This window comes from Lysinibacillus sp. JK80 (genome assembly GCF_027557635.1).
In the GTDB taxonomy this organism is placed as follows: Bacteria; Bacillota; Bacilli; order Bacillales_A; family Planococcaceae; genus Lysinibacillus; species Lysinibacillus capsici.
This window is the reverse complement of the sequence record NZ_CP058997.1, coordinates 1,119,990-1,132,897: the sequence shown is the minus strand read 5'-3', so window position 1 is coordinate 1,132,897 and position 12,908 is coordinate 1,119,990. Positions and strand designations below refer to the sequence as shown.

The window sequence follows — 12,908 nt, the reverse complement described above, 5'->3', positions numbered from 1 at the left end:
AAAGAAATGGAACGACAAAAATTAAGAAAATTGATTTTGACAGCGATGGTAGCGGCCATCTGTGCAGTAGGAGCAATGATTAAAGTACCAGCGTTTATTTCAACGGCTGCACTGGATTCGGCTCCTGCCTTTTTAGGTGTTGTCTTTCTATCCCCCATCTTAGCAGGGGTTGCTGGATTAATCGGCCATTTTATTACAGCATTAACATCTGGATTCCCCCTAGGACCTTTACATATTATTATTGCGGTAGAAATGTTGATTGTCGTATGGGTCTTCGGGGAGATGCATAAAAAAGGCATGCACTTTTGGAAATGGCCAGTTGCCTTAGTATTAAATGGTATTGTTGCGCCACTACCATTTTATTTTATTATTAGTCCAGCATTTTTCTGGGGTGCTTTAGGTAGTATTCTAATGGCAACGGTGATCAATTTAATCATTGTTGCGGTAGTAATGCCCGTCCTATCAAAAGTTTTTGTGCGTAAGGAAGGTCGTGCACAGTGAGAAATGCGATGAAAGTAGGGGCATTCATTGCGACCATGGATAATGCCGCAGCCATTGGACAAAAACCGCAAGATGTTGTGTCGGCACCAGACCAATTGACAGCCTACATGACAGCCCGTGTAACGTTTTTAGAACAGCTTGCTGCACAGGCACTACCTATTCAAGTTCTACTTGCGAATTTTTCTGGAGATGCCGCATGGTCTCGCTATGAAAAAGGTATACAGCAAGTGTTTGCAGAGGCAGGTCTTACATGCCCAGCCATTACGGGGAGTACGGAATCCAATATGCCTACATTGCAGTCAGGTTTAGCTGTTACAATGCTTGGAGAAATTCAGCAGCAGCGTCGAGCATTTGACCACGATCAGCTTAGCTGGTACACCTATGGCCTGCCGCTTGTGGGTGAAGAGGTGTTGGCACAGCCTGAAGATGTGGCGCAGTTGCTGCCTGTTTTCAAGGCATGGCAGTCAGAAATTGTTCAGCAAGTATGGCCAGTCGGATCGAGGGGGCTGCAAGGAGAATTTGCCCGTCTGTTTGGGGAGCGACATGTGGAATGCGCCCTTGATGGTGCAAAATCAGCAGGCCCCTGTACAGTCATTTTGCTCGGCATTGCTCCAGACAATGAGTCACAGGCACAAAAAATTTTCCTACGAAATTTTGAGAAGCTACGCATTTCTGAAAAGTGATGGGGCTTATTTTGAGCAAATGATCGCAGCTTGGGACAGGGCCAGATAATCCAGAGCGAGTGCTATATTACTTCGATATGATCCTTGCTCTGGGTAGTTCCTTACTTATTAACAGGATGACGCTGAATCTAAAGTAGCTGGCTGTTGCTTGTAAAGGAAAAGGCTCGCTCTGTAGTGTGAGGAAGTCGCTCTTAAGCAGGGCAAACCCGCTCCAAAGTAAATGAAAGCCGCTCATAAGAAGTGGAACTTCGCTCTAAAAAGTCACCACCCTCCAAAATCTGTTTAGAAATTAGATTTTTTCTCCTTAGGAAGACACTACACCACAATCAAACCACTCCAATAATATTACGAGACCCGAAAAATTATTTATCAAATGGGAATGATTTTCAGTTATAATAAGGAACGAATGGGATTTGAATAGAACGGAGTCGAATGTATGCAGGCAGTTAAACAATTAGGGCAGTATTTGGGGCCTTATAAATTTTTCACGCTGATTGCACCGTTATTGATGGTGCTAGAGGTGACGATGGATTTAATTCAGCCGACCATCATGCAACATATGATTGATACGGGGATTGCCAATGGGGATAATCGTTACGTATTGAATATGTTTGTGTGGATGCTTGGCAGTGCAGTGCTCGGACTTATTGGTGGGGTTGGTTGCTCGTATTATAGCTCGAAGGCGGCGATTCATTTTGCCTCGGATATTCGACAGGCTCTTTATGAGAAGATGATGACTTACTCAGCCAAGGAGCGAGATGCTTTTACAACGGGGAAGCTGATTACGATTTTAACGAGTGATGTGGAAAGTATTCAGCGGGCCTTTATGATGATGCTGCGTATTTTTGTGCGTGGGCCTTTGCTCTTTATCGGCGCAGTGATTATTGTGTTTGTCACAGCACGTGAGCTTTTTTCCATATTGCTCATTATCGTACCATTGTTGGTTATAGCGATGTATTTTTTTACGAAGTATTCGGGTGTATTGTATCGTCGTGTTCAGGAGTCCATTGATGCCGTCAATACGAAGCTACAGGAAAATTTGGCGGGTATTCGTGTAGTTAAAGCCTTTCGCCGTGAAACACAACAGGTAGCACAGTTTGGAGAATTAAATGAGGCGTTGACGAAACGTTTTATTACAGCTGAGCAAATTGTCGGCGTGCTTGTACCCTTTACGATGTTTGTTGTCAATCTAGGGATTGTAGCCGCGCTTTGGCTTGGAGCCATTAAGGTAGACGCGGGTACACTGCAAGTTGGCGTTATTCTTGCGTTCATCAATTATTTAACGATTATTTTAAATGGACTGATGTCCTCTAGTATGGTGCTGATGCAAATAGCGCGAGCCTTGCCTTCAGGAGAACGCATTGTGGACGTGTTAAACAAAGAGATTGCTGTTAAGGAAGCGGAACATGTGCTGACCGATCCAATAAAAGGGGCCATTGACTTTGATCAGGTGAGCTATCGTTACTATGAAACAGCTGAGGATGTCCTCAAAAAGATTTCATTTTCGGTGAAACCAGGGCAAACGGTCGGCATTATTGGGAAAACAGGTAGTGGTAAATCGACGCTGGTGAAGCTATTACCTCGCTTATTTGATCCCTCTGGTGGCGAAATACGCATAGACGGAAAACCGCTAAAATCCTACTCACTCGCAACCCTACGTGAGCATATCGGATTTACCTCACAGAAAGCATTATTGTTCTCAGGACCGATTGAAAAAAATATTCGTCTCGGTAAGGATGATGCTACAGCTGAGGACATACAGCAGGCATTAGAGGCGTCCTGCGCCAGTGAATTTGTAGAGCGACTTGATAAGGGCTTAGCACATGAATTATCACAGGGTGCTACGAATCTTTCGGGTGGGCAGAAGCAGCGGCTTGCATTAAGTCGTGCGTTTATTCGAAAGCCTGCCATTTTGGTGCTGGACGATACAACGTCAGCGCTCGATAGTGCATCAGAACAACAAGTGCAGCGAGCTATTGCCACCTATTATCAAGACACAACGACCTTCATCGTAGCGTCGAAAATTGCCTCCATTCAGCAGGCAGATGTTATTTTGGTACTAGAGGATGGCGACATTGTTGGGCAAGGAACCCATCAGCAGCTTCTACAATCAAATGCGCATTATCAAGCAATTTATGCGTCACAGCAAAAGGCTGGTGAACAAGGATGAGTCAAGGTCAACCAAAGCAAATGAATTTTGGACGTGGACCGCGTATGGGGGGACCAGCTGAGAAGGCGAAAAATCAAAGAGAGACATTGTCACGTGTGTGGCATTATGTCAAGCAACAAAAAATAGGGCTGTTTTTCTCTATCTTTTTTGTCATTGCCTCGACCTTTTTAAGCCTTGCGGGGCCCTATATGATTGGGCATATTATTGATGATTATATTATGAAAAAGGATATCGACGGAACGATTCGTTTAGGCATCCTGTTGGCCGTTATTTTTTCAGTAGCCTCTATTCTGACATGGCTGCAAACCTATGTCATGATTCAGGTGGCGATGAAAACCATTCGGACATTGCGTCTGGAACTATTTCAAAAACTTCAGACACTGACATTACGTTTCTTTGATCAGCGTGCACTGGGGGATTTAATGAGCCGTGTGACCAACGATATTGATAATTTAAATACCGCACTTGTGCAAAGTGTTACGCAAATCGTGTCGTCCATTTTAACTGTAATCGGTGTCAGTATCGCCATGTTTACATTAAGCTGGCAATTAGCTATCGTGACATTGATTATTATTCCGCTAATCGTTTTCACAACCAAGCAAATCATTAAACGCAGCAGTAAAAATTATGCAGCACGACAACGGGATCTTGGGAAGATGAACGGCTATATTGAGGAAATGATTACAGGTTCGGAGGTACTTACGCTTTTTGGCAAGGAGCAGCAAACGATTGATACGTTCGATCAGCAAAACGAAAATCTACGAAACTCTGCCCAACGAGCAGAAATTACCTCTGGCTTACTAGGTCCGATTAATAACTTTATGAATAATTTAGGCCTTGCTGTCGTCATCGGAACAGGTGCCTTTTTAGCAGTAAAGAGTATTGTTACAGTGGGGATTATTGCCGCCTTTGTGACCTATACACGGCAATTTTTCCGTCCGCTTAATCAGCTATCTAATCTATTAAACACCTTCCAGTCTGCTATTGCTGGGGCAGAGCGTGTTTTTGAGATACTAGATGAACCCTCAGAGGTAGCCGACAAGCCTAATGCTATCAAGACGGCATCGCTCAAGGGGGATGTTGTTTTCAAGCAAGTATCATTTAGCTATGAGCCAAATAAGCCTGTGTTAAAAAACATTGACTTCCATGCCAAGGCAGGAGAGACATTTGCTCTTGTTGGCCCAACAGGCTCAGGCAAAACAACGATTATCAATTTATTAACACGTTTTTATGACGTCGATCAAGGTGAGATTTTAATTGATGGGCATAATATTGAGCACTATCAGATGGCGACGATTCGCCAAAGAGTTGGTGTGGTTTTACAGGACACCTATTTGTTCTCGGGAACGATTCGTGAAAATATTCGCTTTGGTAAGCTAGATGCGACAGATGAAGAGGTTGTGGAAGCGGCAAAAATTGCGAATGCCCATCATTTTATCAAATATTTACCTGCCCAATACGAAACACCCGTGCAGGCAGGAGGAGCCAATTTAAGTCAGGGGCAGCGTCAGCTTATTGCGATCGCCCGTGCAATTTTAGAGAATGCCGATATTTTAATTTTGGATGAAGCGACATCTAGCGTGGATACCCAAACAGAGGTCGATATTCAAAAAGGCTTACAGCATTTAATGCAGGGACGCACAAGCTTTGTCATTGCCCATCGTCTGAAAACAATCGAAAATGCCGATCAAATCCTCGTGATTCAGCAGGGAGAAATTGTCGAGCAGGGCAATCACCAAGAGCTGATGCAGCAGCAGGGGATCTATCGTCACCTTCAACAAAAACTATTGTTAGAGCAGGTAGAATAGGGAATAATGAAGGTACATCTTCCAGAAGGCGAGGGATTGACATGTATGAATTAAAGACCAAAGAAACCGATGTAAGTGTCATTGAATTTATTGAAAGTGTAGACCATCCAAAAAAGAGAGAAGACGCCTATCGATTATTGGACATTTTTACAGAGGTCACAGGTTATGAAGCCAAAATGTGGGGACCGAGTATTATAGGCTTTGGTAAATATCATTACAAATATCAAACAGGCCATGAAGGGGATGCCCCACTAGCTGCCTATTCCCCTCGCAAAGCGAAAATTAGCTTATATTTTGCTCCAGGGGATGAACGAGAGCAACTATTACAACAATTTGGTAAACACACAACAGGAAAAGCCTGCGTTTATATTAATAAGCTAGCTGATGTGAATGAAGACATCTTAAAAGCCCTTATACAACAAACGATCGATTTTTTACGAAAAACCTATCCAGATGCTTAATCAAGAGAGCTGCCTATTAGTTAGGTAGCTTTTTTGTATGAAATTTATCTATTTTCTCCAAAAGTTTAGTAGATATTTATTTTTACCGTGTATCCTTGCAAGTATCAACGAAAAGAGGAGATACGTATGAAAAAGAAAGCAAAGAAAATGATTGTCTATATGGGGGCATTGATTGTGCTTGGAATGGTGATAATTTGTATTTATCACTATAGCTTAATACAGAAGGAGTCAGCTATTTTACAACCTAACGGCACATTAAACAATGTAGATGGTCAAAATCTCCATGTTTATCAGGAGGGGGCTGGCGAGGATACATATATTTTTATGGCTGGCTCAGGTATCGCAGCACCCGTATATGAGCTAAAAGGGCTGTATCGTAAGTTTTCACAGCATCATCAAATTGCAGTAGTGGATCGAGCTGGCTATGGCTATAGCGACGTAGCCCATGATGATAGAGGAATCGATACTATTTTAGCGCAAACACGACAGGCACTTCTGCAAAGTGGGCTTGAACCGCCCTATGTCCTTGTGCCACATTCCATTTCAGGGCTAGAGGCCATTTACTGGGCGCAAAAATACCCAGAGGAAGTAAAGGGCATCATCGCGCTAGACATTGGCCTACCTAGTCAATATGTAAAGCATAAAATGGGGACGGTCGATCGTTGGATGGTGAGAGGCATGCACCTCGCTACTAAACTCGGCTTACATCGACTTTTGCCAACACAGGTCTATAATCCGCAAGTACTTCAAATGTCGTTTTTAACAGCACAGGAAAAGGAAATCTATCAGGCGTTGTCCTTTAAGCAATTTTTTAATGAAGATATGCAAAATGAGCTGTTGCAGGTCTACGAAAATAGTTTACAATCAGAACAGCTCAAAAAGCCGCAAGACACGCCTATCTTACTGATTGATGCGATTGCGGAAGAAAATAAACATTCGAAATATACGAAGCAAAATCGGCAGGATTATGCTGACTTTGCAAAGCAATTCACTAATGCACAGGTGAAAGAGGTCAGTGGGACACATAGTATTTATCTCTATCAGCCAGATGAAATCTATCAACTGGCAATGGAATTTATGAAAACAACGGGTGATGAGAAAGGTCGATAAGTATGAAAGGATTTAGAATCTTAATTATAGAAGACGATCACATGATTGGTGATCTACTGCAAAAAATAGTACAGCGTGAGGGCTATGAGGCAATCTGGAAAACAGATGGCAAGGATATGATGGCGCTGATTCAGCAGGTGGATTTAGTCATAATGGATATTATGCTGCCAGGAGAGGATGGCTATCAATTAAGCAAAAATATTAAACGTTTAGGCTTAAATATTCCAATCATTTTTCTATCGGCACGTAATGATATTGAAAGTAAGCTAGAGGGGTTGATGGTCGGCGAGGATTACCTGACAAAGCCATTTGATCCGCGAGAACTGTTGCTAAGAATGCAAAAAATGCTAGCACAACAGTATGGTACACTTACGCAAATTCAGCATTTATTGATTGATGGGGAGCGTCGTCAAGTATTTTATCATAGTATCCATGATGAAATTGCCCTAACAGCGATTGAGCGAAAAATTTTCTTTTATTTATTTGACAATCGAGACAGAGTATTAACAAAGGAACATTTTTTTGATTATCTTTGGCCGCTCGATGAACGCAATCATAATATTTTGAATGTCCATATTAAAAAAATTCGAACAAAGCTACAAGACCCAGCAGGCACTATTGTGCAAAATATTTATGGAGAAGGGTATCGTTTAAATACCTATAATAAAAAATGACCTTAAAAACAAAATACCGTACTTTGTTATTTGTAGCCATTGGGAGTGTGCCTGTTGTACTATTAGGCATTAGTGTGGCCATGTCAATTTTGTATGACAAGGCCTTTAAAATGAAAAATGACGGCATTCCGTTTCATGAGTCCTATGCCTATCCTGTGATGCTGATTGCGTTTGTGCTAGCGTTAGGAATGCTCGCATGGCTATTTTCCACATCGATTCATTCGTTACTATCCAAAATTACACTACTTAATAAAACAATACGAGAACTAGCAAGTAATGAGCGAATACCTGACACGTTAACGATAAAAAGTGAGGATGAAATTGGACAGCTTAGCCAATCTGTCAATCTTTTAATTGAGCGTACAACTTACCGAGAATTAGAGCTTGCCCAGCAGCAGGAGCTTCAAAAAGAGCTGCTACAAAAGTTGCGACATGACATTCATACGCCGTTAACGGCTATCCGTTTGCAGCTGTTTTATCTAGAGGATCAGCTACAGGGGCAGCCCAAATTGGTGGAATCCTTACATGCACAAATTCAATATATCACGAATTTAACTAATGCATTTCAGTTACAGTCCTTTGATACGAGTGAACAGTCCTATGTCATGCAGGAGGAGGTTCAACTTGTCCCATTGTTACAAATGATGATAAAGAAGTGGCAGTATCTATATCGCATGCAGAATATTACGCTGCATTTTCAGCACGATGATTTACAAGCAGCTTGGCTTAGCAATGAATTGTGGCTACAGCGTTTATTCGATAATGTCTTTCAAAATACATTAAAGCATGCCCAAGCATCCAAGCTAGAGGTGACGATTAAGGACGGGCAAGTTGTCATGTGTGATGATGGTATTGGCTTTACGACTGAAGATGAGCATGGCGGACTTGGGCTTAAAATCATTCAGGATATTGCTAAAACATTGAATATCGAAGCTTCCTTACAATCAAACAAAAATGGCACGACCTTCTACTTTACACCCTAATAAAAAACAACGGCAGCCTTTGCCGTTGTTTTTTCTTTTACACTGATTTTCGTTGCTGTAGTAAGAACAGGGCAAGTCCTAGTAAAATGACCACAATACCGATCCCCTGTTGAACGGAAATCATCTCATCTAAAATAAAATAAGCTAATATACATGTGCCGATTGTTTCGCCTAAAATACTCATGGAAATCACCGTTGTACTTAACCATTTTAATAGCCAATTAAAAATGGTTTGCCCGAAAATCGTTGCAATGACAGCCAGCCCTACAAGGGACCACCAGGTGGAGGCTGAATAATCGAAAAACGATTCTTTCATAAAGAGGGCATAAACGGCTAAAAAGATCGAGCTACTGCCATAGCCGATAATAGAATAGGGAATGAGCGATAAATCCTTGCGCACTGATTGCCCAATAAAAAAGTAGGCTGTAATAATACCTGCCGCAATAAAGGCAAGAATATCGCCATAAAGGGCTTGTCCACTAATTTGGAAATCTTGCCAGCCAATAATGAAGCAGCCGATGATCGCTACAAAGCAGCCAACAATCGCTCCTTTTGAAAATCGCTCCTTAAATAAAAAATAGCTGCCTACTAAAGAGAATAGTGGCTGAAGTGTCACAATGACGGTTGAACTAGCCACAGATGTGTAGTTTAATGATTCAAACCATAACACATAATGACAGGACAAAAATAAGCCTGATAAAATGCCGAGTCCCCATTGTTTTTTCGTGAGACTTGTAAGCTCCTGCCGCAAGCTCTTCTGTGCCAATAAAAATGGAAGAAGTACTAGCATCGCAAAAAATAGTCGATAAAAGGCTGTAATCGCTGGTGGTGCATCAGCTAGCTTAACAAAGATTGCTGAGGTAGATAATGCAAATACTGCAAAAAATAACGAGATGTAATAAAACATGATGTACTCCTAAGCATTTACAAGATTAATAATGACAAACCTATTATAGTGTAGTCCGCATGAATAATATAGGGTTTTTAGAATATTAGCACAAAATAAGTTTATGGAGCTAATTCTGCTCAAGCAAGGATTCAATGACCTGTTTTAATTGCAGGATGAAGGGCTGCTTACTGTCATCTTTTTTATAGATATAAACTGTTTCGATCACACTGTGAAGCCCATCTAAATCATAAAAATGCAGGTCGGGACAAGGATAAAGTGCTAGTAATTTGGTATTTAATACAGCCAATGTATGCTCGATTTCAAGAAAATCTAAAATACTACTAACTGATTTAATTTCCTTCATTGTAAAAGGTACCTGCTTGTCAGTGAGCCATTGTGCTAATGCATGGGTATACATGCAGCCCTTACTTAACACAAGCAATGTGACAGGTGTTCGTTGTTCAAAGTCGATGATATGAGCGGAGCTTGAGATAACTTCAAATGTCTCTGTGGCTAGTACATCATAGTGTAGCTCGCTATAATGCTTGATTGGATTACTTGTCAATGCACAATCTATTTCCGCCAGATGAACTTTGTGATTTAAGGCTGTACTTGATTCCACGGTGAAATCAACATCTATCGGACTTCGACTAGTTTGCAGTGCGTTCATGATGGATGGACCATAAATTTTAATGGTTGTATGAGATGTACCAACCAAAATGCTCGTTTGTGTAGGGCCGATGGTATGTAAAAAGTCTTCATACTGCTCGGCAACTTTCTTTAAAAACTGTAAATAATGTTGACCTACCTCTGTCAGCTTTAAGCCTTGGGGTGTTCGTTTAAAGACATCCTGCCCAATTTCACGCTCCATTTTTTCACCTTTGCTGTTAAGGCAGATTGTGTATAATTGGTGATTTCAGCCGATTTACTCAAGTTTTGCCTCTCTAAAAGCTCCATTTTTAAGGCAATTTCTTCAATGTTCATGTTGTTCCTCACATACCTATAGATTTTTTTAATAGCCGCTATCATTTTCCTCCATTTTACGTACGCTAGCTGTCCACGTACACTCTAGATAATGAAAAGGTAGACTGCAAAAGCAGTAACCTGATGGAGGATTTTTATGCATACATATTATCGATGGGTCATCTTGCTTGTGGCTACACTTTCGCAAACAGCCGCAACCTTTGTGACCTACGGAATGGGGCCAGTTGCCTCTTTTTATCAAATGGAATGGCACTTAACGTCCTTCCAGACAGGGCTAATTGTTTCAGCCGTCAATATAGGGCCAATTTTCTCCATGCTGCTATTTGGTTATCTCATGGATAAAAAGGGAGAAAAGCAGATTATTGGATGGGGCTCGATACTACTGGGCCTGTCAGCCTTATTGCTAATACCCGTGAATCATTATACGACATTGCTTCTCGTATTAATAGTTGTGGGGATATGGTATGGCAGTGCGCAAACAGGTGGCAGTACTGCTATTGTGAAATGGTTTCCTAACAAGCATCGAGGACTTGCTATTGGGATACGCCAAACAGGTATTCCGATTGGTGGTGCATTGGCTTCCACTTTGCTGACCTATTTGTATCAACATCATCATCTATCCTCTGTCCATTTAGCACAGGGCTTGATGGCGGTTGGTGGGGGACTATTATTTTTATTGCTGTACAAAGAACCAAAACAGCATGACACCGCTACGGCACCTCTCATTCCTTTTAAAGAGAAGATGCGTGCTATTCGGCACAATCGGGCGCTCTATCCTTTATTTTTTGTGGGCATGGTTATGATGTCCCTCCAAATGATTATCATAGCTCACTTTATGAGCTATTTACATCATGAAGGTGGGTATACATTAACCGAGGCAGGGCGCTATTTAAGTCTGATTTTATTTGGTGGGATGTTTGGGAGAATTGTACTTGCTTGGATGAGTGACCATTATTTCGCTCAAAAACGAGAGCCATTATTAGTGCTCGTCATGGTCGCTACATTCCTGATGGTTGGCTTTTTGCCCTTTGTCATACATAGCAAGGGCCTCATGATTTTATTTTGCAGTTTATTTGGGTTTTTAGCGCTTGGCTGGTATTCCATATATATCACTTGTGTCACGGAGCAATCCGATTCGCAAGCAGTAGGACTAACTGTTAGTGCAGCGTTAACGATTAATCAGTTCTTTATTGTCTTGGCACCAACGGTTTATGGTTTATTGGTTACTGTTTTTTCCAGCTATCAGCTCGCTTTGGATGTTATCGCTGTGATGGTTATACTGGGGGCATTTCACTTATACAGAACATCCCAAGGTAGTCTAACTTCTGAAAGTTCGGTAAAATAATGGAAAAGAGGAAATGGAGGTTGCGACGAATGACCAGTTCAATTTGGATTGAGGCAAAGATTGATAAAGTATGGCAGGCGATTACAGAGGAGCAATCCCTCTCCCGATGGTACGCACCAGGCTCCATATGGGACATCCCTATACTAACAGCTGGGGAAAAGATGACATTTACCTTAATGCCAAATGCGCATAACCAGCTTTCTGAAAAACTGCCGATGGAGCTAACGATTCAGCAAGTGAAGAAAAATGAGGAATTTTCCTTCTATCTAGAAGTTCCTGAAACATTGATTGCTATTACGCTAGCCCAACAGGGTAATGGCACTACGGTGAGCTTTAATTCGTCAGGCTATGATGCCTCTCTTGCGAATTTAAAGGCATTGCTGGAGGGGCATGACATTCCTTATCAGTAAGCCTCTCTACGTCTTAGGTCTTAGATGAATTTCGAGCGGAGGGTCGTATTTTAATTTCCTCCCTTCTATATAATGAAATTATTGGTAGATTATACGGTGGGAGGAAATAATAGTGAAAAAATTAGTGGGTTTAGGTGTCGTGATAGGCACGTCAGCATTGGTATTATCAGGGTGCTTTTCCTTTATTCCAAATAAAATGCGAGAGGAAGCCATTTTGGTGGAAAAGGATAAAGCGAAAGCATTAGAGGTAGACATTGATTTAGGTGTTGGCGAAATGAATGTATCGAGTGGTGCAAAGGAATGGGTTGAGGGCAACGCAGAATATAATGTAAAAAAGCTAGCCCCTCAGGTAGACTATGATCTACATGGCGATACAGGAGAAGTGGAAATCAAGCATAAGGGCTCAACAAGGCTGGGGCTCTCCAATATTAAAAACACATGGGCGATTCAACTGAACGACAGCATCCCCATAGATCTGAATGTGGAAACGGGTGCCTCTCTTGCCAATCTTGATTTACAGGGTCTTCAGCTGGAAAAGCTCGATATTGAAGCGGGTGTCGGTGATCTAACGGTTAATCTAGGTGGCGACTGGAAAAAGAGCTTTACAACGACTATTGAAACAGGTGTCGGTCAAACAACAGTTATTTTACCTTCAAAGGTTGGCGTGAAATTAACGACAGAAAAAGGCATTGGCTCGTCTAATGTGGAGGGCCTTATATCAAAAGGGAATGGTGTCTATGTCAACGAAGCTTACGACAAGGCGGATGTCTTGCTAGAGGTCAATTCGGAATTGGGCATCGGGGAAATTACCTTTAAGTTAGATCGATAGAAAATGGAGTAGGCTACTTGATTGAAAGAATACCTGCACCTCAATAACCATAATAGGAGCG

The 12,908-nt window shown here is 41.7% G+C and carries 14 protein-coding genes; 11 read left to right on the top strand and 3 right to left on the bottom strand.

Annotated features, from left to right (window positions below; all coding sequences use genetic code 11):
- The first annotated feature begins 6 nt into the window (after positions 1–6).
- The 8 genes from HXV90_RS06080 to HXV90_RS06045 all read left to right on the top strand — a co-directional run bounded on the left by HXV90_RS06080 (position 7) and on the right by HXV90_RS06045 (position 8,390).
- A complete protein-coding gene (locus tag HXV90_RS06080; protein ID WP_269898627.1) occupies positions 7–501 on the top strand; it encodes an ECF transporter S component in 495 nt (164 codons plus the stop codon).
- Entirely contained in the window at positions 498–1,184 is a 687-nt protein-coding gene (locus HXV90_RS06075; RefSeq protein ID WP_269898626.1) for a hypothetical protein, read from the top strand. Before HXV90_RS06080 ends, HXV90_RS06075 begins: the two co-directional genes overlap by 4 nt.
- Before the next feature lie 436 nt (positions 1,185–1,620).
- On the top strand, positions 1,621–3,354 hold the full coding sequence (locus tag HXV90_RS06070) for an ABC transporter ATP-binding protein (protein WP_269898625.1): 1,734 nt from the start codon (positions 1,621–1,623) through the stop codon (positions 3,352–3,354).
- On the top strand, positions 3,351–5,162 hold the full coding sequence (locus HXV90_RS06065; RefSeq protein ID WP_269898624.1) for an ABC transporter ATP-binding protein: 1,812 nt from the start codon (positions 3,351–3,353) through the stop codon (positions 5,160–5,162). The genes HXV90_RS06070 and HXV90_RS06065 overlap by 4 nt, the downstream gene beginning before the upstream one ends.
- A 41-nt stretch (positions 5,163–5,203) precedes the next feature.
- Positions 5,204–5,623 carry a DUF1801 domain-containing protein gene (locus tag HXV90_RS06060; protein WP_004228761.1) on the top strand — a complete coding sequence of 140 codons (420 nt, stop codon included), beginning with the start codon at positions 5,204–5,206 and terminating at the stop codon, positions 5,621–5,623.
- 126 nt (positions 5,624–5,749) lie between these two features.
- The gene (locus HXV90_RS06055) at positions 5,750–6,733 is read left to right on the top strand and encodes an alpha/beta hydrolase (protein WP_054548762.1); all 984 of its coding nucleotides are present in this window, start codon (positions 5,750–5,752) and stop codon (positions 6,731–6,733) included.
- Positions 6,734–6,735: 2 nt separating this feature from the next.
- Positions 6,736–7,407 carry a response regulator transcription factor gene (locus HXV90_RS06050; protein ID WP_048390648.1) on the top strand — a complete coding sequence of 224 codons (672 nt, stop codon included), beginning with the start codon at positions 6,736–6,738 and terminating at the stop codon, positions 7,405–7,407.
- Entirely contained in the window at positions 7,404–8,390 is a 987-nt protein-coding gene (locus tag HXV90_RS06045) for a sensor histidine kinase (RefSeq protein WP_269898623.1), read from the top strand. Before HXV90_RS06050 ends, HXV90_RS06045 begins: the two co-directional genes overlap by 4 nt.
- 37 nt (positions 8,391–8,427) lie before the next feature.
- Here HXV90_RS06045 and HXV90_RS06040 read toward each other — a convergent pair whose 3' ends face one another.
- From HXV90_RS06040 to HXV90_RS06030, 3 genes are all read right to left on the bottom strand, one after another.
- Complete coding sequence (locus tag HXV90_RS06040) at positions 8,428–9,297, bottom strand: DMT family transporter (RefSeq protein ID WP_054548760.1); 870 nt, start codon at positions 9,295–9,297, stop codon at positions 8,428–8,430.
- A gap of 109 nt (positions 9,298–9,406) precedes the next feature.
- The gene (locus tag HXV90_RS06035) at positions 9,407–10,150 is read right to left on the bottom strand and encodes a LysR family transcriptional regulator (RefSeq protein ID WP_269898622.1); all 744 of its coding nucleotides are present in this window, start codon (positions 10,148–10,150) and stop codon (positions 9,407–9,409) included.
- Positions 10,099–10,263: a hypothetical protein gene (locus HXV90_RS06030; protein WP_269898621.1), complete on the bottom strand. Its 165-nt coding sequence runs from the start codon at positions 10,261–10,263 to the stop codon at positions 10,099–10,101. The genes HXV90_RS06035 and HXV90_RS06030 overlap by 52 nt, the downstream gene beginning before the upstream one ends.
- A gap of 136 nt (positions 10,264–10,399) precedes the next feature.
- Here HXV90_RS06030 and HXV90_RS06025 point away from each other — a divergent pair, with 136 nt between their 5' ends.
- The 3 genes from HXV90_RS06025 to HXV90_RS06015 all read left to right on the top strand — a co-directional run bounded on the left by HXV90_RS06025 (position 10,400) and on the right by HXV90_RS06015 (position 12,847).
- A complete protein-coding gene (locus HXV90_RS06025; protein WP_054548758.1) occupies positions 10,400–11,608 on the top strand; it encodes an MFS transporter in 1,209 nt (402 codons plus the stop codon).
- A gap of 29 nt (positions 11,609–11,637) precedes the next feature.
- Positions 11,638–12,018 carry an SRPBCC domain-containing protein gene (locus tag HXV90_RS06020; RefSeq protein ID WP_048390658.1) on the top strand — a complete coding sequence of 127 codons (381 nt, stop codon included), beginning with the start codon at positions 11,638–11,640 and terminating at the stop codon, positions 12,016–12,018.
- A gap of 112 nt (positions 12,019–12,130) precedes the next feature.
- Positions 12,131–12,847 carry a toast rack family protein gene (locus HXV90_RS06015; protein WP_054548757.1) on the top strand — a complete coding sequence of 239 codons (717 nt, stop codon included), beginning with the start codon at positions 12,131–12,133 and terminating at the stop codon, positions 12,845–12,847.
- Positions 12,848–12,908: the final 61 nt, after the last annotated feature.